13 protein-coding genes and 2 pseudogenes are annotated in these 26,742 nt (G+C 69.7%); 9 read left to right on the top strand and 6 right to left on the bottom strand.

What is annotated here, in order from left to right:
* Nucleotides 1-4 precede the first annotated feature (4 nt).
* The 3 genes from OG736_RS01235 to OG736_RS01225 all read right to left on the bottom strand — a co-directional run bounded on the left by OG736_RS01235 (nucleotide 5) and on the right by OG736_RS01225 (nucleotide 3,004).
* The gene (locus OG736_RS01235) at nucleotides 5-841 is read right to left on the bottom strand and encodes an ATP-binding cassette domain-containing protein (RefSeq protein WP_327180685.1); all 837 of its coding nucleotides are present in this window, start codon (nucleotides 839-841) and stop codon (nucleotides 5-7) included.
* Nucleotides 838-1,833: an ABC transporter permease gene (locus OG736_RS01230; protein WP_327180684.1), complete on the bottom strand. Its 996-nt coding sequence runs from the start codon at nucleotides 1,831-1,833 to the stop codon at nucleotides 838-840. The genes OG736_RS01235 and OG736_RS01230 overlap by 4 nt, the downstream gene beginning before the upstream one ends.
* 154 nt (nucleotides 1,834-1,987) lie before the next feature.
* Nucleotides 1,988-3,004 (bottom strand): sugar ABC transporter substrate-binding protein, encoded by a 1,017-nt coding sequence (locus OG736_RS01225; RefSeq protein ID WP_327180683.1) that lies wholly within the window; start codon nucleotides 3,002-3,004, stop codon nucleotides 1,988-1,990.
* A 260-nt stretch (nucleotides 3,005-3,264) separates the two neighbouring features.
* Between OG736_RS01225 and OG736_RS01220 the strand changes: the two genes are divergently transcribed.
* From OG736_RS01220 to OG736_RS01200, 5 genes and pseudogenes are all read left to right on the top strand, one after another.
* Nucleotides 3,265-4,227: a carbohydrate kinase family protein gene (locus tag OG736_RS01220; protein WP_327180682.1), complete on the top strand. Its 963-nt coding sequence runs from the start codon at nucleotides 3,265-3,267 to the stop codon at nucleotides 4,225-4,227.
* Between the two features lie 221 nt (nucleotides 4,228-4,448).
* The gene (locus OG736_RS01215; protein WP_327180681.1) at nucleotides 4,449-7,010 is read left to right on the top strand and encodes a GH32 C-terminal domain-containing protein; all 2,562 of its coding nucleotides are present in this window, start codon (nucleotides 4,449-4,451) and stop codon (nucleotides 7,008-7,010) included.
* A 42-nt stretch (nucleotides 7,011-7,052) separates the two neighbouring features.
* On the top strand, nucleotides 7,053-7,346 hold the full coding sequence (locus OG736_RS01210) for a putative quinol monooxygenase (protein ID WP_327187484.1): 294 nt from the start codon (nucleotides 7,053-7,055) through the stop codon (nucleotides 7,344-7,346).
* Between the two features lie 434 nt (nucleotides 7,347-7,780).
* Nucleotides 7,781-10,558: pseudogene (locus OG736_RS01205) on the top strand (alpha-1,6-glucosidase domain-containing protein); the annotation flags it as partial.
* 321 nt (nucleotides 10,559-10,879) lie between these two features.
* A complete protein-coding gene (locus OG736_RS01200; protein WP_327180680.1) occupies nucleotides 10,880-11,317 on the top strand; it encodes an alpha-amylase inhibitor in 438 nt (145 codons plus the stop codon).
* 306 nt (nucleotides 11,318-11,623) lie between these two features.
* On the opposite strand, the gene OG736_RS01195 is transcribed toward OG736_RS01200, so the two are convergent.
* Nucleotides 11,624-13,030 carry an extracellular catalytic domain type 1 short-chain-length polyhydroxyalkanoate depolymerase gene (locus tag OG736_RS01195; RefSeq protein ID WP_327180679.1) on the bottom strand — a complete coding sequence of 469 codons (1,407 nt, stop codon included), beginning with the start codon at nucleotides 13,028-13,030 and terminating at the stop codon, nucleotides 11,624-11,626.
* 353 nt (nucleotides 13,031-13,383) lie between these two features.
* Between OG736_RS01195 and OG736_RS01190 the strand changes: the two genes are divergently transcribed.
* Nucleotides 13,384-14,835 carry a tannase/feruloyl esterase family alpha/beta hydrolase gene (locus OG736_RS01190; RefSeq protein WP_327180678.1) on the top strand — a complete coding sequence of 484 codons (1,452 nt, stop codon included), beginning with the start codon at nucleotides 13,384-13,386 and terminating at the stop codon, nucleotides 14,833-14,835.
* A 344-nt stretch (nucleotides 14,836-15,179) separates the two neighbouring features.
* On the opposite strand, the gene OG736_RS01185 is transcribed toward OG736_RS01190, so the two are convergent.
* Nucleotides 15,180-16,388: a L,D-transpeptidase gene (locus OG736_RS01185; protein ID WP_327187483.1), complete on the bottom strand. Its 1,209-nt coding sequence runs from the start codon at nucleotides 16,386-16,388 to the stop codon at nucleotides 15,180-15,182.
* A gap of 422 nt (nucleotides 16,389-16,810) precedes the next feature.
* Between OG736_RS01185 and OG736_RS47190 the strand changes: the two are divergent.
* A pseudogene (locus tag OG736_RS47190) lies at nucleotides 16,811-16,912 on the top strand (hypothetical protein); the annotation flags it as partial.
* Between the two features lie 17 nt (nucleotides 16,913-16,929).
* Here OG736_RS47190 and coaD read toward each other — a convergent pair.
* Nucleotides 16,930-17,355, bottom strand: a complete 426-nt coding sequence (gene coaD, locus OG736_RS01180; RefSeq protein WP_327180677.1) for a pantetheine-phosphate adenylyltransferase — start codon at nucleotides 17,353-17,355, stop codon at nucleotides 16,930-16,932.
* A gap of 353 nt (nucleotides 17,356-17,708) precedes the next feature.
* Here coaD and OG736_RS01175 point away from each other — a divergent pair, with 353 nt between their 5' ends.
* Both OG736_RS01175 and OG736_RS01170 read left to right on the top strand, forming a co-directional pair.
* Nucleotides 17,709-18,842, top strand: a complete 1,134-nt coding sequence (locus OG736_RS01175) for an SDR family oxidoreductase (protein WP_327180676.1) — start codon at nucleotides 17,709-17,711, stop codon at nucleotides 18,840-18,842.
* Between the two features lie 110 nt (nucleotides 18,843-18,952).
* Complete coding sequence (locus OG736_RS01170) at nucleotides 18,953-26,446, top strand: SDR family NAD(P)-dependent oxidoreductase (RefSeq protein ID WP_327180675.1); 7,494 nt, start codon at nucleotides 18,953-18,955, stop codon at nucleotides 26,444-26,446.
* The last annotated feature ends 296 nt before the right edge of the window (nucleotides 26,447-26,742 follow it).

The raw sequence follows: 26,742 nt of genomic DNA, 5'->3' as shown, positions 1-26,742 counted from the left end.
GCTGTCAGGTGGCCTGGACTCCGGCGGCCTTCGCGGCCTCCGAATCCGCTACGACAGTATCTCCGGCCTCGTCGACGGTGAGAGCGCCGGTCATGATGGCGACGACCTCGGCCATGGAGTAGTCGGAGGGCTTGATCACGGCGGCGCGCCGGCCGAGGCGGTGGATGTGGATCCGGTCGGCGATCTCGAAGACGTGGGGCATGTTGTGGCTGATCAGAACGACCGGCATGCCCTTGTCCCGGACCCGGCGGATGAGGTCGAGAACCTGGCCGGACTCCTTGACGCCCAGGGCGGCGGTGGGTTCGTCCATGACGACGACGCTGCTGGCCCAGGCGACGGAGCGGGCGACCGCCACGGCCTGCCGCTGTCCGCCGGAGAGCGTCTCCACCGACTGCGTCAGCGAGCGCAGGCCGATCTTCAGGTCGGCCATGTGCTCGGCAGCCTCCTGGCGCATGCGCTTCTTGTCGAGCATGCGGAAGACGCTGCCGAGGACGCCGGGGCGGCGCAGCTCGCGCCCGAGGAACATGTTCGAGGCGATGTCCATGGAGGCGGCCACGGCGAGGTCCTGATAGACCGTCTCGATGCCGTGGGCGCGGGCACTCTGCGGGCCGGAGAAGGTGATGGGTTCGCCGTTGAGCCTTATCTCGCCCGCGTCGGGGACCACCGCGCCGGTGAGGGCCTTGATGAGGCTGGTCTTGCCGGCGCCGTTGTCGCCGATGACGGCGAGGACCTCGCCGGGGAGCAGATCGAAGTCGGCACCGTCGATGGCGGTGACCTGGCCGTACCGCTTGACCAGGCCGCGGGCCTGCAGAACGGGCGTGAGGGCGGTGGTGGCGGTCATCGTGCCTTCCTCCGGGAGATCTGGTCGACGGTCACCGCGAGGATCACCAGGACGCCGGTGATCAGCGTCTGGTAGATGGAGGCCACGCCCATCAGCTGGAGGCCGTTGCGGAACACACCGACGATGAGCACACCGATGAAGGTGCCCAGGACGGAGCCGCGGCCGCCGAAGAGGCTGGTGCCGCCGAGGACCACGGCGGTGATGCTGTCGAGGTTGTCGGTCTGCCCGGCCTGCGGGTCGCCGACTCCGGTGCGGGAGATGAGGAGCAGGGCGGCGATGCCGTACAGCAGGCCGGCCACGGTGTAGATGCCGATGGTGAGGCGGGAGGTGCGGATGCCGTTCAGCCGGGCGGCCTCGGCGCTGTTGCCCAGGGCGTAGACGTGCCGGCCCCAGCCGGTGCTGCTCAGCGCGTAGGCGAGGAGGAGGAACAGGGCGATGGTGACCAGGGAGCCGTAGGTGATGTCCGTGTGGCCCAGCGGGAAGGTCTCTCCGAGGGCTGTCAGCGAGCCGGGCAGGCTGGTGACCGTCTGCTCCTCGGAGTAGATGTGGGTCAGCGCGAACGCCACGTTGAGCATGCCGAGGGTCACGATGAACGGCGGCAGCGGGATCTTCTGCACCAGCAGCCCGTTGAGCAGCCCGAATCCGCCGCATACGACCAGGCCCAGCGCGATCGCGACGAGCGGGGGTACGGAGCCCTCGGCCGCCGTCTTGGCGATCACGATGCTGCCGAACGCCATCACCGCCCCGCACGACAGGTCGATGCCCGCCGTGAGGATGATCAAGGTCTGCCCGATGGCGAGGGTGCCCACGACCATGACCTGTTGCACGATCAGCGAGAAGTTCCCGCCGGTCAGGAACTGGTCGGTCGAGAAGGAGAAGAAGGCGCAGGCCAGGAGGAGGGCGACCAGGGGGCCGGTGGTCGGCGCCGTGAGCAGCCTGCGGGCCGTGGTCGGTGCTTTGAGTTCCGAGTACGGCGATGTCGTCGCTGTCATGCGAAGTCCTTGTCGGAAGAACAGATGTCCTGGTCGGAGCACGGAGGGCCGAAGCCCCCGCCGCCGGGACAAGAGGGGCGGCCGTCCCAGGTCGGGGAGGCGGGACGACCGCCCCGCTGAGGCGATTGGCAGTGTCGTACGGTCCTGAGGGGGCTCAGCCCCAGCAGTTCTCCAGGCCGTAGCCGGTGTCCTTCGACGTGACACCGTCCTGCGCCTTGTCGGTGATCAGCGTGACGCCGGTGTCGGTGTAACCGGACGCCTTCTTGCCGTCCTTGGCGTACGTCACGACGGCCTTCACGCCCTCGGCGGCCATCTTCAGCGGGTACTGCTGCGAAGTCGCGGCGATCTTGCCGTCCTTGACCGCCTGGGTGCCGGTGCAGCCGCCGTCGACGGAGACGATCAGGACGTCCTTCTCCCGCCCCTTGGCCTTCAGAGCGGTGTACGCGCCCAGGGCCGCCGGCTCGTTGATGGTGTAGACCACGTTGATGTCGGGCGACTTCTGGAGACAGTTCTCCATCGCGGTCTGGCCCTTGGCCTGGTCGCCACCGGTGTCCTGCGCACACACGACGTCCTTGTCGGTGGCGCCGAAGCCCTTGAGGAAACCGTCGTGCCGCTGGACGCCGACGGAGACGCCCGGCGCCAGGTCGAGGGCGGCTATCTTCGCCGTCTTGCCCTTCATCGCGGCCTTGGCGTACTCGCCGATCAGCTGGCCGGCCTTGAGGTTGTCGGTGGCGAAGAGGGCGTCGACCGCGCTCTCCGGCTCGGTCGGGGTGTCCAGTGCGATGACCAGGACACCCTTGGCACGGGCCTTCTCGATCGCGGGCACGATCGCCTTGGAGTCGCTCGGCGTGATCAGGATGCCCTTCACGCCGGCGGCGACCATGTTCTCGATGGCGGTGACCTGCCCGGCGTTGTCCCCGTCGAACTTGCCCGCCGCGGTGGACAGTTGGGCACCGTTCTCCTTGGCGGCCTTCTCCGCGCCCTCCTTCATCTTCACGAAGAACGGGTTGGTGTCGGTCTTGGTGATCAGACCGACCTTGACCTCGCCCGAGCCGGAGCTCGAGGAGTCCGAACCGGAGCCGGACCCGCAGGCCGTCAGGGTGAGCGCCGCGACACCCGTGACCGCGGCGACTCTGAGGAGGGAGGAGGACAGGCGAGTGGTGCGAGACATGATCGACTCCTGTGGGATAGCGGGCGGCACGGGGTTGGGATAAGAGCATGCCGCCCGGGAGTGTCAGCGTTGACTTATGTCATCGTTGACACTGCCTGGCGAGGATGATGGACTCCGCATCCCGGCAACGTCAATGCCTTCTACCCGTCACGAATCGGCAACGTCCGTAGCCGCCGTCGCCGCGCAGCCGGTCAGTGCCCGTGTTGCCGCGCGGCCCCTTTGCCCGGTCTTTCCGAGCCCTTTCCGAGGGAGAGCAGCCCATGAGCCCGCGTCAGATCACCGTTCTGGGGGAGTGCGTCGCCGACGCCTTCACCGAACCGCCAAACGCCTCGAACGAACTCGCCCTGCGGGTGTTGCCGGGCGGCGGACCTGCGAATACGGCGGTGGCCCTGGCCCGGCTGGGCACCTCGGCCCGCTTCCTGGCACGGCTGTCCGGCGATGTGTTCGGCCGCCTGTTCCGGGCCCACCTGGAGGCGTCCGGTGTGGACCTGTCGTATGCCGTCGCCGCCGCCGAGTCCAGCACGTTGGCCGTGGCGGAGCTGGACGCCACCGGGCAGGCCGCGTTCTCGTTCCACGCGCAGAACACGGCCGACTGGCAGTGGACTCCGGGCGAACTGGCGAGGGTGGATCTGTCCGGAACCGCGTGTGTGCACACCGGGTCGCTGGCGTTGGTCCGTGAGCCCGGCGGAGCGGTGGTGGAGGAGTTCCTGGCGGTGGCGGCCCCGCGGGCCACCATCAGCATCGATCCCAACGTCCGGCCGCTCCTGGTGCGCCCCGAGGCCTATCGTGCCCGGCTGGCGCAGTGGTGCGGTCTCGCCGACATCCTGCGCCTGAGCGAGGACGACCTGGAACTCCTCCTGCCGGGCACCCCGCCCGAGCAGGCGTGCGACATCTGGCACGCTGCGGGCGTACGGCTCGTCGTGATCACACTCGGCGCCGACGGTGCCCTGGCCTCACTCGACGGTGAACGGCTGCGGGTGCCCGCGGTGGCCACGCGGGTCGTCGACACGGTCGGCGCGGGGGACTCCTTCACCGCCGGCCTGCTGCACCACCTCGGCGCCCGCGGACTCCTCGGTGGCCGACTGACCGATCTCGAACTCGACCAGGTCGCGGAGGCCTGCCGGTTCGGCACCCGGGTCGCGGCCCTGACCTGCTCGGTCGCCGGCCCCAATCCGCCGTGGCAGGACCAGCTGGCACAGCTCACGGCCGCCGGTGGCGCCTGACGAGCGGGCGGGCCGTGCCGGGCGGTTCCGTCCGAACCGTTGACGCGTCGGCCGTATCTCGCTCATCATCGGGCCACTCGATGTCATCGATGACACAAGTCAACGATGACACCCTGGTTCGGCGGCGTGGACGACGAGGCCGAACCAGGGCGTCACTCCTCGGTCGATCCCCCCAGAGCCGCAGGCCCCACCCACCGGACGGCCACAGCACAGGAGGCAGCATGAACTCCGGACGTGTATCCCGGCATGCCCGCACACGGACGATCGCGGCCGTGGCGACCGTCTGCGCCCTTTCCGCCACCCCGCTCGCTCCCCGGGCCGTAGCCGCCGACAACCGGCCGTACTCCGAGACCTACCGGCCCCAGTTCCACTTCACGCCGGAGAAGAACTGGATGAACGACCCCAACGGCCTCGTGTACTACAAGGGCGAGTACCACCTCTTCTACCAGTACAACCCCAACGGCAACTCCTGGGGCGACATGTCCTGGGGTCACGCGGTGAGCGAGGACCTCGTGCACTGGAAGCAGCTGCCGCTCGCCCTGTCGCACGACGACCAGGAGATGGTGTTCTCCGGCAGCGCGGTCGTCGACCGGGACAACACCACCGGGTTCGGCACGAAGAAGAACCCGGCCATGGTGGCGATCTACACCAGCTACGGCAAGGACACGGGCATCCAGTCGCAGTCGCTCGCCTACAGCACCGACCGCGGCCGCACCTGGACCAGGTATCAGGGCAATCCCGTCATCGACATCGGCTCCAAGGACTTCCGCGACCCCAAGGTCCAGTGGTACGCGCCGACGAAGAGCTGGCTGATGACGGTGTCGCTGTCCGCCGAGCACAAGGTGCGGTTCTACTCGTCCAAGAACCTCAAGGACTGGAAGCTGCAGAGTGAGTTCGGTCCGTCCGGAGCGACGGGAGGGGTGTGGGAGTGCCCCGACCTGTTCCCCCTGGCGGTCGACGGGGACAAGAAGAAGATCAAGTGGGTGCTGGTCGTCAACATCAATCCCGGGGGCATCGCCGGAGGTTCGGCCGCCCAGTACTTCGTCGGCGACTTCGACGGCAAGCAGTTCACCGCCGACGACAAGGGCACCTACACTCCGCCGACCGGCACGGTGGTGCAGGACTTCGAGGGCGCCGACTTCGGTTCGTGGACGGCCACGGGCACCGCCTTCGGACAGGCGCCGGCAGCCGGGGCGGTGGAGGGTCAGGGCACGGTCGACGGCTTCGACGGCAAGGGCCTCGCCAACAGCTTCCACTCGGGTGACGCCACCACCGGAACGCTGACCTCGCCCTCCTTCACCGTCGACAGCAAGTACCTGAACTTCAAGGTCGGTGGCGGTCGGCACCCGCACGTGGACGGAACGGTCGTGGACCAGGGCCCGCCGCCCGCGGGCACGGTCCTCGCCGACTTCGAGGGCGGCACCTACGGCGGCTGGACGACCACCGGCGACGCCTTCGGCACCGCACCGGCCGCCGGCACCCTCCCCGACCAGCAGGAGGTCTCCGGCTTCCTGGGCAGCGGCCTGGTCAACAGCTACCTGAACGGCGACTCCACCACCGGCACCCTGACCTCGCCCGAGTTCACCATCGACAAGGACTACGTGAACTTCCTGGTCGGCGGCGGCAACCACCCCGTCGGCTCGGACAACCCCACCGCCGTCGAACTCCTCGTCGACGGCCAGGTCGTCCGCAGTACCACCGGACAGGACGGCGAGGCACTCAACCGGGCCTCCTGGGACGTCAAGGACCTGGCCGGCAAGAAGGCGCGGATCAAGATCGTCGACGACAACAGCGGCGGCTGGGGCCACCTGAACGTCGATCACATCATGCTCTCCGACACCCGGGCCCAGCCCGTCTCCCAGGAGACGGCCGTCAACCTGATCGTCGACGGCCAGGTCGTCCGCAGCGCCACCGGGTCCAACAGCGAGACCCTGGACTGGGCCTCCTTCGACATGCGCCCCTACGCCGGCAAGCAGGCGCAGATCCAGATCGTCGACATGAACACCGCCGGCTGGGGCCATCTCCTCGCCGATCGGTTCACCGCCGCCGACACGGCCGCGAAGTCCGTCGTGCAGCGCGCCGACTGGGCCGACTACGGCAAGGACTACTACGCGGCGGTGTCCTGGGAGAACGCGCCGGACGACAAGCGGTACATGATCGGCTGGATGAACAACTGGGACTACGGCGGGGTCATCCCCACGTCACCGTGGCGCGGTGCGCAGAGCATCCCCCGGGAGATGGCCCTGCGTACGGTCGACGGCAGCATCCGGCTGACCAGCGAGCCCGTGAACAGCGTGACGTCCCTGCGGCAGCCGCACGCGGTGTCCGCGTCCGGCATCACCGTCGAGAACACCTCGAAGACGCTGATCGGTCCCGCGGCCGAGGGCCAGGCGCTCGACATCGAGGCGACGTTCTCCCTCGGGGACGCCGACCGGTTCGGCCTGAAGGTGCGCACGGGAGCCGATGGCGAGGAGACCGTCATCGGCTACGACACCACGACGCAGGAGCTGTACGTCGACCGCACCCACTCCGGCGCCGTCGACTTCCACAGCACCTTCCCCGGCATCCAGACCGCTCCGCTGAAGGCCGGGAACGGCAAGGTGAAGCTTCGGATCCTCGTCGACCGGTCCTCGGTCGAGGTCTTCGGCGGCAGCGGCGAGGCAGCGATCACCGACCAGATCTTCCCCGCCCCCGCCAGCCAGGGAGTGCGGGTCTTCGCCGAGAACGGCTCGGCGAGACTGGACAAGGCCGTCGTCTGGCACCTCGGCTCCGCCCACAAGTGACCCATGAGACTGACGTCCACCGCTGACAAGGAGAACGACATCGTGAAGAAGACCCTGCTCGCCGAGTTCACCGCCCGAGAGGGAGCTGAGGACGAGGTCGCCCGTCTGATCGGGGACTATGCCCTGAAGGTGCGCGAGGAAGAGGGCAACATCGCCTTCGAGGTGTACACCAAGGCAGCCGACCCGCGCGCCTTCTGGATCTTCGAGGTGTACCGGGACGAGGCCGCCTTCCAGGCACACCTGAACGCCCCGTACGGCGGCCCTTTCAACGCCGTCCTCGTCCCGCTGATCGAAGAGGACGCCTCCGTGCTGACATTCCTGAACCCGCTGGCCTAGCCGTTCGCTCGGTTCGATGGAGCGCCAAGCCGCGGCCAGGGTTCGTCCGCTGCCGCTGCCGTGTCGGTCGGCTTGATGACGTGGTCGTCGCCGAGCGCCAGGGCCTGTTCGAAGACTTCTCCCCTCGTCTTCGGCACCTCCGGCGTGCTCCTGAGGTGAGGAGGGGGCGGCCAGTCGTCGGCCTCCGGCGGCTTCGGCCACGTGCGGACACCACCGGCCCCGTCCCCTACCCGGCCGCCTGCCGCCACAAGCCTGGTCGGCGGCATCAGCCATCGCCCTCATGACCGCGCTGACCGGACTGGACCCCGACGTCCCCGCCGGCCGACTCCGTCTCCGGCCGACAGTCCCACTTCCGGTCGGCGCGCTCACCGTCGCCGGAGAACGGCTCGACGTCACCATCGCCTCCGACGGCCGGGTCGAGTCGCTTTCGGAACTTGCTGTTCCTGTCCCGGGGCAACCCGGTGATCTACGCGGGCGACGAGCAGGGCTTCACCGGACCGGGCGGGGACAAGGGCGCCCGGCAGACGATGTTCGCGTCGAAGGTGGCGGACTACCTGGACGACGACGAGATCGGCACGGACCGCACCCATGCATCGGACGCGTACGACCCCACACATCCCCTGTACAAGGCGATCGCTTCGCTGTCGCAGCTGACGAAGCGGAATCCGGCGCTGTGCGACGGGGTGCAGGAGGAGCGGTACGCCGACGACGGGCGAGGCGTGTACGCCTTCTCGCGCACGGACGACAAGGAACGTGTGGAGTACGTCGTCGCTGTCAACAACGCGGAGCAGGCGCGAACCGTGGCCGTGCCGACGTATTCGGCCGGGATGGCCTTCCGCGGGGTGTACGGGTCGTCGGCCCGGCCCGGCCCGTCAGCGGCGGTGACAGGAAGGTGAGGGTGGAGGTGCCGCCGCTGTCTGCTGTGGTGCTTAAGGCGGCGAAGCCGCTGTCGTCCCCGGCCGTCGGGCCGTCGGTGTCGGTGCGGGCGCCGGCCGCGGGTGCCGCCGGTGATGTGGAGATCGCCGCGGACGTGGACGGCGGACGGTTGAACCGGGTGGTGTTCGCCGCGCAGGTCGGCAACGGACCCTGGCAGACGCTGGGTTCGGCCGACCACGCCCCGTACAAGGTCCCCAGCATCTGCCCGGCACGGTGCCGGCCGGGACGGCTCTGCGTTACTAGGCGGTCGTCGTCGACAGCGCCGGACGCACAGCGAGCGCCACCGCCACGACCACCACCGGACCGCCGCCGCAGACGCCCAAGCCGAGCGCGGTGGACCGTGACCACGCCGTAGTGCACTACAAGCGGACGGACGGCGCATACGACGGGGTGCGGCTCAAGTCCTGCGCCGGCACGGCGGACTTCACAGGCCGCGACGCCTACGGCGCGTTCGCCTGGGTCAAGCTGGACGACAGCGCTGCCGACGTGACGTACACCGTCGAGAAGGACGGCGCCGCCGACGGCCCACAGCGCACGATCGTGACGGCTGAGACCGGCGAGGTCTGGATCGAGCAGGGCAGGGACGGGCAGGCGGTGACGGCTCCCGAGGGTGCGTACCCGCCACAGGATCAGAAGAAGGCCGTCCTCCACCACCACCGCGCCGACGGCGACTACGACGGCTGGGGCCTGCACACCTGGACCGGCGCGTCGAACCCCACGGACTGGTCCGAGCCGTTGCAGCCGGTCGGCAGGGACTCCTTCGGAGTGACCTTCGAGGTGTCCCTCGCCGACGGAGCGACGTCCCTCAGTTACATCGTCCACAACGGCGACGAGAAGGACATCTCCAGCGACCGGTCCCTGGACTTCGCCACGCGCGGCAAGGACGTCTGGCTCATCGGCGGCGACAGCGCCTACCTGCTGCCCACCGTCGGTGGCGCTGACGGCCGACTCCGCCCGCAGTCTCGTCGTCGATCTGGACGACAGGTCCCTGGCGCCCGCAGGGTGGTCCACGCTCGCCAAACCCGCAGCCGTTCCGCTCGAGCGCGCGCAGATACTGGGCCAAGGAGTACAAGGTCGACGGCTTCCGCTTCGATCTCATGGGACACCACCCCAAGGCCAACATCCTGGCGGTGCGCAAGGCGCTGGACGCGCTGACCCTCGCCGAGGACGGTGTCGACGGCAAGAAGATCATCCTCTACGGCGAGGGCTGGAACTTCGGCGAGGTCGCCGACGACGCCCGGTTCGTCCAGGCCACCCAGAAGAACATGGCGGGCACGGGCGTCGCGACCTTCTCCGACCGGGCGCGTGACGCCGTGCGCGGCGGCGGGCCGTTCGACGAGGACCCGGGCGTCCAGGGCTTCGCGTCCGGGCTCTACACCGACCCCAACTCATCCACGAACAACGGCACTTCGGCCGAGCAGAAGGCCCGACTGCTGCACTACCAGGACCTGATCAAGGTCGGGCTGAGCGGCAACCTCGCCTCGTACGGCTTCACGGACACCGACGGCAAGGAGGTCACCGGCGCCGAGGTCGACTACAACGGCGCCCCGGCCGGCTACGCGGACGCGCCCGGCGACGCCCTCGCCTATGCCGACGCCCACGACAACGAGTCCCTGTACGACGCGCTCACCTACAAGCTGCCGCCGGACACGTCCGGGTCCGACCGCGCCCGGATGCAGGTGCTCGCGATGGCGACCGCGGCGCTCTCGCAGGGGCCCGCGCTCTCCCAGGCCGGCTCCGACCTCCTGCGCTCGAAGTCACTGGACCGGGACTCCTTCAACAGCGGGGACTGGTTCGACTCCGTCCACTGGGACTGCCGGGACGGCAACGGGTTCGGCCGAGGTCTGCCGGTGGCGGCGGCCAACGATGCCACATGGCGGTATGCGGGGCCGTTGCTCAGGTCGGTACCGGCACCGGGGTGCACGGACATCGAGGGCGCTTCCGCCGCCTATCGCGACCTGCTGCGGATCCGGACGACGGAGAAGTCGTTCGCACCGACCACGGCCGAGCAGGTACAGGAGGCGTTGTCCTTCCCACTGTCCGGTCGTGACGAGACACCAGGGGTGGTCACGATGCGACTCGGCGACCTGGTCGTCGTCTTCAACGCCACCGCCGAGCGCCGGACCCAACGAGTGCCGGGGCTGGCCGGAGGCGACTACCGGCTGCATCCGGTGCAGGCAGGCGGTGCCGACCGAGTGGTCAGGACGGCCGCCTACGCCAAGAGCACAGGTGTCTTCGAGGTGCCGGGGCGTTCGGTGGCGGTCTTCAAGCGCTGACAGGACGACGCACGACGTGCCCGTGCCGGTCGCCCGGCACGGGCACGTCCATGTGCGGGGGACGGAGTCCGGACGCACCGAGGACCGATCCCTTTCGGCCTCTTCGCGGCCTTGTCGCGGCCGCTTCGCTCGTTGAGGGAACGGGTTCGTCTTTCGGCGGCACTGGGCACGGTGACAGGAGTAAGTCCTGCCATCTTCTCGAGGGCAGCGGCGTTCGTGCCGGCCGGCCACTCTCCCCGCGGGTAACGGTATGGACTGACGTATCGGCAACTCCGCTTTCTGACCTGCTCTTTCAGGCGTTGAAACGTCAGGCCGCAGTCATTGAAAGAGGAACCGCAAGATTTCAAAAAATGCCGCAAAGTCTTTCATGCCCTTTCGCGGCCTCGTACGCTGAAGGCATCCGTTCATCAAGTGAAGGGAAGCAGCGCGATGATGCGGTTTTTGCGTTCAACTTTCTTGACCTCCGCAGTGGTTCTGTCCCTGGCAACGCCTGCAGCGGCGACCGATGCCGCGTCTCCGGAGGGTGCGGAGGGCCGGGGCGGCGCACCCGACTGTGTGGGCTTCACTGCCGACTGGCGCTATACGTTCGTCACCAACGGCTGTTCCAGCGCCTACACCGTGACGGTCGTGTACCGCGACGGGACCGATGTCCCCTGCCGTGTGGCGTTTCCCGGCGACATGCTCACCTTCCCGGGCTACGGCACCCGGGGCAACGAGGTTCTGGGCGCGGTGCTGTGCGAGACCGACGGCGGCGTCTGACGGCACCGCTCAAGAGGCTTCTCCCGCCGCCGTCGGACGCAGCGGGAGGTGACGGTCGTGTGCCGTCCGGCGATCGCGCACCGCGGCGGCACTGTCCACCGTATCGATCACCCGCCGGGCCTATCGGCGCCCACCTCGACCAGCGAAGGCACGTACGACTGTCACGTTTCCCCAGGCTCCGGCCCTGCCCCGGAGGTGCTCGCTACCGCACCGACGCTCCGGCCGGCTTTCCGTTCGGCGCGCCGCGCCGGCCGTGTCCCGCAGCTCTGTGGCGTACTCGAGGACCCTGTCGGCTCGTGATCCGCCTCAGGCTGAACAGCCAGCGTCGTCGATGACGTAGTGTCCGGGCGCCGTCTGCTCGAGGGTGTGGATCGTGAACGTGTTCCACAACCCCATGGCCTGACCGGAACCCTTGGCATAGGTGTAGCCGCCGCTCTGGTAGGCGCGTCCGGCGACCGTGTGGTCGTAGTTGTGGGCCGGGTCCACAGCAGCAACCGCGTAGCTGTACGTCGTGCCCGTGGCCAGGCCGGTGTCGGTGTAGGAGGTCGACGTGGAGCTGCCCACCTTCGTGCCGCCGCGGTAGACCGTGTACGAGGCCGCGCCGTCGACCGCCTCCCAGCTCAGGGAGACGGTGGTGTCGGTGGTCCCCGTGACCGTCAGTGCGGTGGGCGCGGGCAGCGTGCCGCTGTTCTCGTCGCCGTCCAGCCCGAAGAAGCGGGCGGTGTGGTAACTCGAGCAGATGGTGTCGAGGTAGTAGGCGCCGCTGCTGCCGCACTGCTCGGCGCCGCTGCCCGGGTCGACAGCCAGACCGTGCGCCATTGCGGAGACGGAGTAGACCTCGACGGCGGGACGTCCCGAGGCGTCGTCGTACATGCTCAGCGTGGTGCCCCCACCGAGGCTCTGCGTACGGGAGGGCGTCTGGCCGACGCCCCATACGTTCGTCCACTGCTCGCGCAACTCCGTCGCGTTGGCGGGCTGCACCGTGGTGTCGGCGGTGCCCTGCCAGATCGCCACACGAGGCCAGGAGGTCGTGCCGGCCGGAGCGGCGGCACGTACCAGGTCCCCCCACTGGGCCGGGCTCTTGTCCGGCGGGCTGTACATGCAGGTGTAGGCAGCGGACACGGTGCTCGCACAGCCTGCGGGCAGCCCGGAGGCGATGGCCCCGCCCGCGAAGACGTCGGGATAGGCGGCCAGCATGTTCGCGGTCATGGCGCCGCCCGCGGACAGGCCGGTGACGTAGACCCGACGGGTGTCGCCGCCGTACAGGGAGACGGCTTTGTCCACCATCTGCTTGATCGACAGTGCCTCGCCCCGACCGCGGCCGCTGTCACCCGGCTCGAACCAGTTGAAGCAGGAGTTGGCGTTGTTGGCACTGGTCGTCTGGGGGAAGACCAGTGCGAAACCGTAGGCGTCGGCGAACTTGGGCCAGCCGGAGTGCGCGTAGTAGTCGTTCGCACTCTGGGTGCAGCCGTGCAGGGCGACGACCAGCGGAGCGCCGGACGGCAGTGCCGCAGGCGCGTGGGTGAACATCGACAGGCTGCCGGGGTTGGTGCCGAACCCGGTGACCTGGGTCAGACCCGCGGCGGATGCGGGAGGGCTCACGGTGAGCAGAGCGCCGGTCAGGGCCACAGCCGCAGCGGCGGCGGTGACCCAGCGACGCAGGTCTCTGAACAGGCTCCGGGAGAAACGGAACGCAGGATGCGACTGTCCCATGAAGACTGCCTCCTGATGTGGGGGGGACGCTTCGCGTCGCCGGCGCCGACAGGCCCCGGTGAGGCGGCGTGGCATGCATCATCGGTGCTCGCGCGCCGACGTCGGCATGGGTGGGGCAGCCACGCGTGGCGAGAACCCGTGTGACGGCGGGACATGGCCCGGCCACGGCGGGTCGTGTATGGGGAGGAGCCTCCGGGCCCGAACTTCCCGGAAATGAACCCGATCCGCCGTACGCCGGGTGGTGTGCGCAGCCTTGCCGAGGCGCTGGACGGTGGGCGGCAGCCCCATATCTCGCAGAGAAGCCGCGCCATAGCCTCTCGGACATCCCAGTAAGCGATCACGGAGGCTCATTCATGCGTCCCTCGCTCCGTCCGCTGCCACGCCCGTGGCGACGATGTGGACCGGCGGCCCTCGCCCTGGCCGCCCTCATGCTCACCCCCGTGCCCGCCGCGGCGACACCGGCGAGTTCGGGTGACGGCCACTGCTCGCAGCTCTCCCAGGTGCGCGTGCCAGGGGCCGAGCACCAGGAGGCCGCCTGCCTGGACGAGCTGACCACGGCCGGGACGGTCACCTCGGGCCACACCGACCCGGCCGACTGGGCGGGGCTGACCTCCAAGGACCTGTCCGCCCCCAGCGGGGTCCCCGGCGTTCAGATCGACGGATACTTCCCCGACACCTCCACCACCAACACCAACCACGGCTGGAACCACGACGCCCAGTTCGTGATCCGCCTGCCCGACCGGTGGAACGGCGGCCTGGTGGTCGCCGGCACCCCGGGCAACCGGGAGCAGTACGCCAACGACAGGGCCATCGCCGACCGGGTGCTGTCCCGCGGCTATGCCTACGCAGCCACCGACAAAGGCAACACCGGCCTCGGCTTCTACCGGGACGGGAGGAACCCGGGCGACGCCATCGCCGAATGGAACGACCGGCTCACCCAGCTCACCCTGGCCGCCCGGGCCACCATCGTCCGTCACTACCACCGCCCGTCGTCACGCACGCTCGTGACCGGCATGTCCAACGGCGGATACCTCGTGCGCTGGCAGCTGGAGAACCACCCCGAACTCTACGACGGGGGAGTCGACTGGGAGGGCACCCTGTGGCGCTCCGACGGTCCCACCTTGCTCCACTTCCTGCCCGCGGCACTCCTCGCCTATCCGGTGTACGCCGCCGGGGGAGAGGAAGCCGACGCGGCGCGCGGAGCCCTGCACGCCGCCGGCTTCCCGGCCGGATCCGAGTTCCTCTGGCCGTACCACCACAAGGCCTACTGGGACCTGACCCAGCGCATCTACCGCGAGGAACTGGACCCCGGCTTCGACGGCCCGACCGAGGCGGGCACGCCCTTCTGCGTGCCCGGCACGCCCGCCTGCGACGCCGACTACGACTATGCCGCCCGGCCCCGCGAGGTCCTGAGAGCCGTGCGGAAGATCGCTCTGACCGGTCGGATCGGAAAGCCGCTGATCACTCTCCACGGCACCCTGGACGTCCTGCTGCCGATCGCACGAGACTCCGACGTCTACGCCCGCATGGTGCGCCGGGCCGGCCGTGGTCAACTGCACCGTTACTACCGCATCGAGGGCGGCACTCACACGGACGCCCTCTTCGACGCCTACCCCGACCGCCTGCGCCCGCTCGCGCCCTGCCACCGCACGGCCTTCACCGCCCTGGAGAAATGGGTCACGACGGGACACCGCCCGCCCGTCTCCCACACCGTCCCCCTGCCCTCCGACGCAGACCCCACTACCCTGTCGAACACCTGCCCCCTCGACGCCCGCCCCGACACCGCTCCTTCGGCCGCGCCCTGAACGGCCCTTCGCCGGACGCAGGCCACGTGAAGTCACCCACAGCAGAGGCCTGTTCACCGACCTTGATCGCACGGATCCCGGTTGCCGAGGCCCACGTCGCATGCCGATAGACCTGCAACTCCGGTTCGATGTTGCGTTGGTAGGCAGCCGGGCTCATAGCCCACGATAGGGAGAGTTGCGCCTCTCGGGAGCCGAAACGCCGATCGGCAGGAGCGCGGTCCCTGCCCACGGTGGTGGAGTGGGTGCAGCCGCCTACCGAGATCGTCCAGTCGGCGCGGAGTGACAGCAGCAGGACGAGCGTGCGCTGCCACCGTCGGCCTCCCACCACGTGGAGCGGCGTGAGGTCAGGTGGTCGGGCCGCCCGCGACCCACTCGCTCCACGGCATGTTCCAGTCGCTGAGGCCGTTGTCCGGGGCCAACGTGGTCTTGTCCGTGGAGTTCTTGACGATCACGACGTCACCGATCATCGAGTGGTCGAAGAACCACGCGGCGGGCCGGCTGCCGTCGCCGCCGCCCCTGACATCCTTCAGGCCTACGCAGCCGTGGCTGGTGTTGACCTTGCCGAAGACCGAGTCGGTACCCCAGTAGTTGCCGTGGATGAACGTGCCCGAGTCGGTCAGGCGCATGGCGTGCGGTACGGCCTTGATGTCGTACGAGGGCTTGCCGTCCTTCTCCGTGAGGCCGACGCTCGCGCCGTTCATGTGGATGTGCTTGAACTTCTCGGAGATCACCATCTGGCCGTTGTACGTCGGGTGCTCGAGGCTGCCTGACGAGATCGGGATGGTCTTGATCGTCTTGCCGTCCCGGACGACGGTCATCTGTTTCGTCTTCGCGTCCACGGTGCTGATCTGGCTTCGGCCGATCTTGAACGTGACCGTCTTCTGGAGGCCGTGGCGGTTGAGCGAGACGGTGACGGTGGAGCCGGACTTCCAGTACTTCTCGGGGCGGAAGTCCAGGCGGTGGTCGTTGAACCAGTGACCGACGACCCGCTGGCCGCTGCTGGAGCTGACCTGGATCTCCGACTCCACGGCGGCCTTGTCACTGATCGCCGTGTTGAAGTCGACCGACACCGGCATGCCCACGCCGACGGTCGAGCCGTCCATGGGGGAGAGGTGCCCGATGAAGTCGTTGGCCGGGGAGACCGTGGTGATCGTGGCGTTACCGGTGGCGGAGCGGCCCTTGGCGTCCTCGGCCTCTGCGGCGATCTGGTACTCGGTGGCACGCTCCAGTCGGCCGTTCGGCTTCCAGGCGGTGCCGTCCGCGGACAGGGTGCCCGGGATCTCGGCGCCGGTCGCGACAGCGGTCATGGTCACCTTGGTGAGCTTGCCCTTACTGGCGGCTACATCGACCGGACCGTTGATCCCGACGTTGTAGGCGCCTTGCCCGGGCGTGATCTCTATTCGGGCGTCGGAGGCTTCCTGGGTGCCCGCCTTGTTCACCGGCGCCTGCGATGTCGGTTGGTTCCCGGAATCGTTGCCACCGGTGGCAGCGATACTTGTGCCGCCCAGGGCCGTGACTGCGAGTACGCCCCCGAGCACTCCGGCCGTAGCCATCCGCCCGGTGCGTCGTCTGTACAGCGTGATCAAGCGCTTCTCCCTGTCGCTGGTCTGTGCATCCCTGTGTTGATCGCCGAAGGAGCGCAACTGTCTGTGAACCTACTTATAGGCAGATCTCTTCTCCTAAATGGGTAAATTGTGATGAAAGCCATGGATTGTCGAGCGCTTCGCCTGGACGAAGGTCCGGGCCCGGGCCCGGACCTGGGAGTGCGGGTGCGAGCAGGTGGTCCCGGAGCAGGAGGGGCCGCAGGAGTCGGAGGGCCGGCGTCCCGTCGGCCATGCGCTGACCACAGACGACGTACGCGACGGCTGCGAGGTCTGCCCCGGTCCGGCAGCGTACCGACGGCATCGACGGGCGGGTCTTGATCGAGGTCGGCCCCGGGCTGGCGAAGGACACCGACGCCACCGTCGACCAGGCCCAGCTCTACCTGGCCGGCTTCGGACTGGAGCTTGCGGATCTGGAGGCGTCCCGGACGTGGGACTCGGCCACGCCCGGGCATCCCGAGCACCACCACATCCGCGACGCTCGCTCACATCATCATTCGGGGACGCGGTCCTGTTGGCTCATCGCGGTGACGAGGGTGGAGGAGACGTGGGCCGGGGCGGGGTCTGCAGTGATGAAGAACGTTTCGACTTCGGCCAGTTCGTGGTTCATGCGGGCCATCGGGATTTCGTAGTCCAGGTCGGCAGCGCTGCGGACTCCGCGGATGACGACGTCGATTCCGCCTCGGCGGCAGTAGTCGACCAGCAGGCCGCCGGTGTGGGAGTCGACCGTGACGTTGCTCAAGTCAGTTGCTGCCGCGCGGAGCCGGTCCAGCCGTTCCGTGATGGGGAAGCGGCCGGTCTTGTTCGCATTGAACATCACGCACACGACGACCTCGTCGAACAGGAGGGCAGCGCGCCGGAGTACGTCCTGGTGCCCTTGAGTGACCGGGTCGAAGGATCCTGGGAAGAGGGCTCGCATGATCGGAAAGATCAACAAGCGGCCGCCCTCGGTGGTGAAGTGCCAGGACAGCCGACCCACCAAGATCAAGCCTGACAGGGAGAGGGCCTGGCGAGACGGGACAACCGCAACGCCACACGTAGATCACGGCCACGTGGGACACGCTCTCAGAGGTCGTTTTCCCCTGGTTTTCACCATGGAATCAGCTGTTCTCGGTCTGTGGTGTCGGGTCGTGCCAGGAGATCGTGCCCTCGCCGGTGGGGCGGCTGCCGATGCATGTGACGTCCCGCTCTGGATCGCCTGATGGAACTGAGGGCGTTCGAGTGACTACCCAGCGTTTTGATCATAAGGGACTTGTGGTGCATTGTGGCGTCGTGACTGTATTGATCACCGGTGCTTCAGGGTTTGTTGGTTCTCGTCTCGCGTATGCGCTTGTCGCGGATCGTGGGCAGCGGGTGGTGTGCCTCGCGCGGGGGAGCCTTGCCTCTGCTCACCGGCGTATTCGTGAGGCGGTCGGCGCGCATGGGGCCCTGTCGCAGGAGGCGCGCCGGCGGCTGCTCTGCGTGGCTGGTGATGTGACGCAGGAATGGCTTGGCATGTCGGCAGCGGACTATGCCCGGCTGGCCGCTGACGTTACGGCGGTATGGCATTGCGCCGGTGACATCGCGCTGGCGGGTGAGCGTGAGCGGTTGTTCCGGGTGAACACCCACGGCACGGCGAACGTGCTGCGGTTCGCGGAACTGACCGCCGCGGGCTGCCGCGTTGTACACATCAGCACCATGGTGGTCGCCGGCGGCCGTACGGACGGCATCGTGCGGGAGGACGACCTGACGGATGCCTACGGTTTCGAGACGCATTACGACGCGTCGAAGTTCGAGGCCGAGCAGCTGGTGCGGGCGTGGGCGCAACGCACGCGCCGGCCGGTCGTCGTGCTGCGGCCCAGCGTCGTCGCCAGTGATGCGCCGGTGCTGGAGGGCGCGGCTGGTCACCCGGTGGCTGTGTTCGGGCAGATGATCGATGTGGTGGGGCGCGCCGGTGCACCGGGTATCCCGGCTCCGGCGCAGCGGGCCGAGTCTTTTCGGCTGCGGTTGCGGCTGCGGGTCTCGCCGGATGCGACGTTCAACATCGTCCCCGACGAGTACGCCACTCAGGCCATGCTTCGCATCGGTCATGACTTCCGGCACGAAGGGCCGGGCGCGCATACCTTCCATATCGTGCACGGGCAGCCCACGCCGATCAGGGACATCATCGCTGTCATCGAGGCGCACTATCCGATCCTGCGCGTGGAGTGTGTCCAGGACGTGCCCGATCCGACTCCGGCGGAGCTCTTCATCGCCCAGCATCTGACCGGATTCTTCAGCTACTGCCGGCACCGGCGCACCTACGACCGCACGCGCGCCCTGGCCGCCACCCCGGGTTTGCCTGAGCCCGTCGCGGTCGACGCCGCATATCTGCGGCGTGCCCTGAGTTTCGAAGGCGCACCGCTGGCCGTGTCCCGGACTGCCTGAGACCTCCCGCAGCACCAGTCCTTGCGCTGCCTTCCTCCCCGGTGCGGGCCCTGCACTCGCCGGCTGCACCGTTCTTCCGTCGCCGCTCTTCCACGTACCGGAGCCCTTCCTTGTCTTTCCGCCTGTCTCTGCTGGCCGATGACGCGATCGCGGTGGTCGGCACCGCCTGCCGCTTCCCCGGTGGTATCAACCGCCTGGACGATCTCTGGGCAGTTCTCGCGGCGGGCCGCGACATGGTCACCGAGGTGCCCGCAGACCGTTTCCCGTCCGCGGACTTCGTCGACCCCGATCGGCGTCGGCCGGGCCACTCCTACACCGGAGCGGGCGGCTTCCTCGACGATGTCGCAGGCTTCGACGGTTCGTTCTTCACCGGCATCTCCCCCCGGGAGGCATCGCGGATGGATCCGCAGCAGCGGCTGCTGCTGGAGATGGCGGTGGAGATGCTCGACGACGCCGGGACGGACGCGGCCCGATGGGAGGGGTCGGACACCGCGGTGTTCGTCGGCTGCTCCAGCCGCGACTACGGCGAGCTGCAGGCCGCCGGGATGGAGACGGGCAACGCCTACACCATGTCCGGGATGGCGGGGGCGATCGTCGCCAACCGGCTCTCGCACTACTTCGACTGGCACGGTCAGAGCGTCGCGGTGGACACGGCTTGCTCGTCGGCGCTGACCGCCCTGCACCAGGCCTGCGAGCATCTGCGGGCGGGCCGGTCGCGGGCCGTGGTGGCCGGCGGCATCAACGTGCTGCTCAATCCTCAGCTCTTCGCCGGCTTCTCCAACGCTTCGATGCTCTCGCCCACCGGTCGCTGCCGCCCGTTCTCCGCCCTGGCCGACGGCTTCGTGCGAGCCGAGGGCGGCGGGCTGGTGCTGCTCAAGCGTCTCGCGGACGCCCGTGCGGATGGCGACCGCGTTCACGCGGTGATCGTGGCCAGCGGCGCCAACAACGACGGCCGCACCCCGGGTCTGGCTCTGCCCAGCAGCACAGCCCAGGAGGCCCTGCTGCGCGAGGTATACGACGGAGCCGGGCTCGTGCCGGACGATGTCGCCTACCTGGAGGCCCACGGCACCGGCACGCAGGCCGGGGACCCGCTGGAGGCCCAGGCCATCGGCCGGGCGCTGGGCCTGGGGCGTAGCCGCGACGCTCTGCCGATCGGCTCGGTCAAGAGCAACCTGGGCCACATGGAGGCCGCCTCGGGCATGGCCGGGCTGTTCAAGGCCATGCTGGTCCTCCGCCACCGGCAGGTGCCTGCCACCCTGCACGCCGAGGACCTCAACCCGCGCATCGACTTCGCGGAGCTGAACGTGCGGCCCGTCACGCGCCTGGAGGCGCTGGAGCACCCCGGTGTCGCGCTGGCGGGAGTGAACTCTTTCGGGTTCGGCGGCGCCAATGCTCACCTGGTGCTGGCCGACCCTGAGCCCGTCGGCATCCCACGCAGCCGTACGAATGAACTCCAGGGCCCGACCACACCGTGCACGAACGAGACTCACGGCACGGCCCGGCCGGTCCGGTTGCCGATCGTGGTCTCCGCCCGCACCCCCGAGGCACTCGTCGCGGGCGCCGAACACCTCGCACAGCAGCTGCAGTTCACCGCGGAGGACGACTTCTACGACCTCGCTTACACGTCCACCGTGCGCCGGGGGCGTCACGAGCACGCTGCGGGCGTGCTGGCCGCCGACCCGCAGGAGGCGGCCGACGCGCTGCTGGCGTTGGCCGAAGGAGAAGCCGACGGTCCCGGAGTGGTGGTCACTGTTCCCGAGCGCGCCGGGAGCCTGGCGTTCGTGTTCAGCGGGAACGGCTCGCAGTGGGCCGGTATGGGCGCCGACCTGCTGAAGCAGGAGCCCGTCTTCGCCGCTGCGGTGAACGCCGTGGACACCGAACTGCAACCGGTTCTGGGATGGTCGGTTCGCGAGGTGCTGCGAGAGGGCTCCGCCGGTCTGGAGCGCACCGAGGTGGCCCAGCCGCTGCTGTTCGCCGTTCAGGCCGGCCTCGTCGCCCTGCTGCAGGAGCACGGCGTGGAACCGGACGCGGTCGTCGGGCACAGCGTGGGAGAGATCGCGGCCGCGTATGCGGCCGGCTGCCTGGATCTGCGCCAGGCATGCCAGGTCGTGGCGGTCCGCAGCCGGGCCCAGGGCGCCACGGCAGGCAGCGGCCGGATGGCCGCCGTGGGGCTCGGCGCGCAGGAGGCGCGCAAGGAACTGGCCGCCTTCGCAGGCCGCCTGGAGCTGGCCGGCATCAACACCCCCCGCGACGTCACCATCGCCGGCGACCCCACCGCGCTGGCGGAGCTGGGCCGCCAGATGTCGGTGCGCGAGGTGTTCTTCCGGGAACTGGACCTCGACTACGCCTTCCATTCCCGGCACATGGACCCCATCCAGCAGCAGATCCTCCGCTCCTTGCAGTCCCTGCGCCCCCGGCAGGGCCGTCTGCCTCTCGCCTCGACGGTCACCGGAAGCATCCTCGGCGGCAATCAGCTGGACGCCGACTACTGGTGGCGCAACGTGCGGGAACCGGTCGCCTTCGCCGACGCCGTCACCGCGCTGGCCGACACCGGATGCACCCAGTTCCTCGAAATCGGCCCCCACGCGGTGCTCTCCACCTACCTGCGGCGCCTGCTCCCGACCGCATCGGCTCATGCCACCTTGCGCAGGGACAGCGACGGACCCGTCGCGGTGCGGCGCACCGCCACCTCCCTCATCGCCGCCGGCGCCCGGCCGGGCAGCCGCTGCTTCCCCCGCCCGGGCCGCGTCGTGTCCCTGCCCCTGTACCCGTGGAAGCGGGAGCGGCAGTGGAACGGCTCACCCGACTGGTGGGTGCACGTCCCGCAGGACAAGACCCTCATCCACCCGCTGCTGGGCCGACGGGCGGCGGTGGCCGAACCGGCCTGGCACCAGCAGCTCAGCACCGCCAGGCTGCCCTGGCTGACCGACCACCAGGTCGACGGCACCGTCGTGATGCCCGCCACCGCCTACCTGGAGGCCGCCCTGGCCGCCGGGCGCCAGGCCCTGGCCGCACCGTGCGAAGTGAGCGGCCTGGACATCATCCGCCCCCTGACGCTGCCCCGCAGCGACAACCCCACCCCCTTGGCCCTGCAGACCTCGGTGTCGGCCGAGGACGGCATCGTCCTGATCGCCTCACGCACCGACCCCACCAGCGAGTGGACCCTGCACGCCCGCGCCTGCGTACGCCGCCTGATCGACCCCGCCCCCCAGCCACAAGAGTCCGCGCCGGCCACCGGCGCTTTCACCCTCGACTCGGCGGCGCACTACGCGCACACCGCCCGAGCCGGCCTGGACTACGGTCCGGCCTTCCAGGTCCTGACCGGCTTGAGCGTCCACACCACCGGCGTGCGGGCCTCCTACCGGCTGCCCGACGCCGCGTCCAGCACCTGGCAGGCCTTCCACGCCCACCCGGTGATCATGGACGGCGCGCTGCAGGCCGCCGCGCCCCTGCTGGCCCAGGCCGGCGGCGGCATGTTCCTGCCCACCGCCGTGGAGAGCCTGCGCGTGTGGCAGCAGCCGACCGCCAGCGGTGACATCACCGTGGCCCTGCGCCACGTGGCAGGCACCGACGCCGTCGTCGACGTCACCGTACTGAACGACAACGGCACCACCGCGGCCACCATGACCGGCTGCCGGCTGCGCGCCGTCACCCCTCGCAGCCCTCTGCAGGAACTCACCCCCCTCCTGCGCGCTGCACCTGACGCCATCGCCAGCGCCGTCGGGTCCGCTGGCTCCGTACCGCTGTCCGACCCCGTCCACACCACCGCAGCCACCGCCGCCGCCCGGGCCGCCCTGGAAGCGGAACTCGCCGACAACTACCGTCACTTCGCCCCCCGCGCGAAGCACGCCAGCGCGCACTGGGGCGCCCAAGCCTTCAGGCGCCTCCTCCCGGACACGACCAGCTTCGCCCTGAGCGACCTCCTGGACGCCGGACTGCGCCCGCACTACGCCCCCTACGTCCAGCTGATGGCACACCTGGCCACCAAGGCCGGACTTCTGCACCCACAGACCACGGCAGAGGACGGCACGCGCTGGCAGTTCACCGGCGCACCCGTCGACCCCCTCACCCACATGCGGCAGTGCGCCGAGCAGCACCCCAACTGGATCACCGCGCTGGCCGTCTTCAACCGCTGCGGCATGCACCTGGCCGACATCCTCACTGGCCGCACCGACCCCCGCCAGCTGCTGTTCGGCGAGGCCGACCGCCACCTGGTGGAAGCCTTCTACTCCGACACTCCTCAGCTGCGCGCCCACACCCAGTACGCCCGCATCCTTCTCCAGCAGGCCCTTCAGGACTGGCCGGCCGACCGGCCGCTGCGTGTCCTGGAAGTGGGCGCCGGCACCGGCAGCCTGACCGCAGCCCTGCTGCCCGTCCTGCCGCACCAGCTCACCCGCTACACCTACACCGACCTCACGGCTGCGTTCTTCCCCCGCGCACAGGCCCGCTTCGCCGGATGCGACATCCTCGACTACCGCACCCTGGACCTCAACCAGGATCCCGAAGAGCAGGGCTTCACCCCCGGCGGCTTCGACCTGGTCGTCGCCGCCAACGTCCTGCACGCCACCACCGACCTGAACGCCACCCTGACCCGTGTGTCCCGCCTGCTCGCCGACCACGGGCAGCTCCTGGCGGTGGAAAGCCACGACGAGGACATCCTGGGCCCCTGCTTCGGGCTGCTGCCCGAATACTGGTCCCACACAGACACCCACCTGCGCTCCGGCCCCCTGCTGCCCCGCGAGAAATGGGCGCCGCTGCTCGCCGGGTGCGGCTTCGACCAGGTCACCAACACCGGCAGCACCGACGAAGAGGCGGCCGGCGACTACTCCGTCCTCCTCGCCCGCCGCTCACCTGCCCGGCGAGCCTCCGGCCACGCCCCCAGCCCCGCCGGAGGTCCGGCCGGCCTCGAGGACAGCCCGGGCCCCTGGCTCGTCGTCGCCCCTGCCGGCGACCGCGACCTGGCAGCCGCCCTCACCCGCACACTTCCCGCGGCCGACCTCATTCTCCTCGAGGCCGACGCGGACACCTGGTCCCTGCCCCTGGAGACGAAGTCCGCCGGCCGCATCATCGTCCTGGCCGCCTCCACCGACACCGCCCGCTCGACGACGGCCACAGTGACGCGTATGGCGGGCATCCTCAGAACCGCGGCCGCGGCCGCGGCCGCGGCCGCCGCCGCCTCCGAGCACGACGAGCCGCACCTGTGGCTGGTCACCGCTCCCACCGGCCTGCACGGCGGCCCGGGGGGACCCGCCGTCCCGCACGCGGCCGCCCTGTGGGGCATCGGCCGTGTCCTGGCGAACGAACACTCAACCCTGACCGTGCGCCGGCTCAGCCTGCACACCTGCGCCGACCCCGATGCCGATGCCGCCCGCATCGCCGGCGAGCTGCTGCGCCGTGGCGCAGAGGACGAGATCGTCTTGAACCGGCACGGACGCTTCACTCCGCGCTTGCGCCCCCTCACTCCGCCTGCCCGCACCGCCGCGGTCGGCGACAGCTACCGCATCGATCTGCGACGTCCCGGCCGCGGGCACCAGCTCGCATGGATCGCGGAGGAACCCGGGCAGCCCGGACCCGGCGAAGTCCTGGTCAAGGTGCGAGCCGCAGCCCTCAACTACCGGGACGTCATGCTCGCTGAGGGCATGCTGCCGCCCGGCGCCGAACCGGCTACCGAAACCGGCCCCCGCCTCGGACTGGAATGCGCCGGCGACGTCATCGCCGTCGGTCCCGGCGTGGAACAACCGGCGGTGGGGGACCGGGTCTTCGCGTTCGGGCACGGCACCCTCGCCTCCCACATCCGCGTGCGCACCGAACAGAGCGGCCACATTCCCGACGGCATGACCTACGAGCAGGCCGCCACCCTTCCGGCCGTCTACCTCACCGTCCAGCACAGCCTGGAGACCCTCGCCCACCTCCAGGAGGGCGACACCCTCCTGGTCCACGGCGGCGCAGGCGGCATCGGCCTGGCCGCCCTGAACTACGCCCGGCACGTCGGCGCCCGCGTGATCGCCACCGCCGGCAGCCCCGCCAAACGCGACCTGCTGCGTATGCTCGGCGCCGAGCACGTGCTCAACTCCCGCGACCTTTCTTTCGCCGCACAGGTACGAGAAGCGACCGGAGGGCGGGGCGTCGACGTCGTCCTCAATTCCCTGGCCGGCGAAGCCATCGCCCGCAGCCTGGACTGCCTGACGCCCGGCGGCAGGTTCATCGAACTCGGCAAGCGCGACATCTACGCCAACGCGCCCCTGCTGCTGCGCCCCTTCCGCAACAACCTCGCCTACTTCGGCGTCGACATCACCCGCCTGATCGCCGACACCCCCGCACAGGCCGCAGACGCATTCCGCACCGTCACCTCCCGCGTGCAGGACGGCACCTATGGCCCGCTGCCCCACCAGAGCTACCCCGCACCCCGCATCGCCGACGCCGTCACCGCCCTGCGGCACTCCCGCCACCTCGGCAAGGTCGTCATCACGTTCAACCCCAGCATGCCCGTTGCCGTCGAAGAGCCCGACAACGCGCCGGTCCTCGACGCCCAGGCCACCTACCTGATCACCGGAGGGCTCAGCGGTCTGGGCGCCGCCACGGCCCGCCACCTCGCCGCCCGCGGAGCCCGCCACCTCGCGCTCGTCTCACGCCGCGGCGCGACCGCCCCCGAAGCAGCCGGCCTCCTCGAGGACTTGCACCGCCTCGGCGTCGACGCTCACGCCCACGCCCTGGACATCACCAATGCGGCAGCCGTGCAAGAGCTCCTGGAGGAAGCCGACCGCCAGGGCAACCCGGTGCGCGGCGTCGTCCACGCCGCGATGCACCTGGACGACGCCCCGCTGCAGGACCTTGATGCCCAGCGGTTCACCGCGGTCCTCGAACCGAAAATGCGCGGTGCGGAAATCCTCGATCGGCTCACCCGCGACCGGCAGACGGACTTCTTCATCGTCTACTCCTCCGTCGCCGCGCTGATCGGCAACATGTACCAGGCCCCCTACGCGGCCGCCAACCTCCATCTGGAAGCGCTGATGCGCTCCCGCCGCGACCAGGGGCTGCCCGGGCTGGCTCTGGCCTGGGGCGGCATCTCCGAGACCGGCTACGTCATGCGCACCCAGCTCGCCGACACCATCGCCCGCTCCGGCATCGGCCTCATCACTCCCGCCACCGCCCTCGACGCGCTAGACCGCCACCTGCACCGCACCACCTGCCAGGCCGTCATCGGCGTCATGGACTGGGAGCGCCTCACCCATCTCCTGCCCGCAGTGACCGCGCCCCGCTTCACCGCGCAGATGACCGGCAGCGCCGACCGCTCCAGCCGCGCCCGCGCCCAGGACCTGCGCCAGCAGCTGAAAGCGGCGGACAACGACGAGACCCGACTGAATCTGATCATCTCGACCCTTACCGAGGTGGCAGCCCACGTCCTGCAGACCAGCCCCGACCGCATCAACCCCAGCGCCAACCTCACCGACCTCGGCCTGGACTCCCTCATGGGGGCCGAGCTGAAAGTCCTCATGGAGCAGACCTTCGCCTGCGAGCTGCCCCTGATGGAACTGATGGCAGCCGGCACTGTCAACGGCCTCGCCCAGCGCCTCCACCTCATCCTCAGCCCCGCCCCCCACTGAGCCCGCGCGAAAGGGGCCCTACCCGCGAAAGTTCCGCAGGAGGGCCCCTCACCGCTAGAGCACACGGACACCAAGGACCTCAAGGCCCGCTTCGGCTGTCGGCGGGCCGCCACTGAGAGGACGGTGCTCGAGACGTGCGCTGTTTCGCGTGCTTCCCGGCCCGCAACGGCCTTGGTCACAAGACGCCTGCGTGCGCCTTCCTGCGCACCGGGTGACATCCCGAAAAAGGTGCCCGAACGCCGCGGACGACGCGACCTGCATCCTCGGGCACGCGACGGCGAGAATGCCGAGAGCTG

Source organism: Streptomyces sp. NBC_01334, assembly GCF_035983595.1.
Taxonomy (GTDB): Bacteria; Actinomycetota; Actinomycetes; order Streptomycetales; family Streptomycetaceae; genus Streptomyces; species Streptomyces coriariae.
The sequence above is the reverse complement of the archived record's forward strand: the minus strand, read 5'-3'. Positions and strand labels throughout refer to the sequence as shown.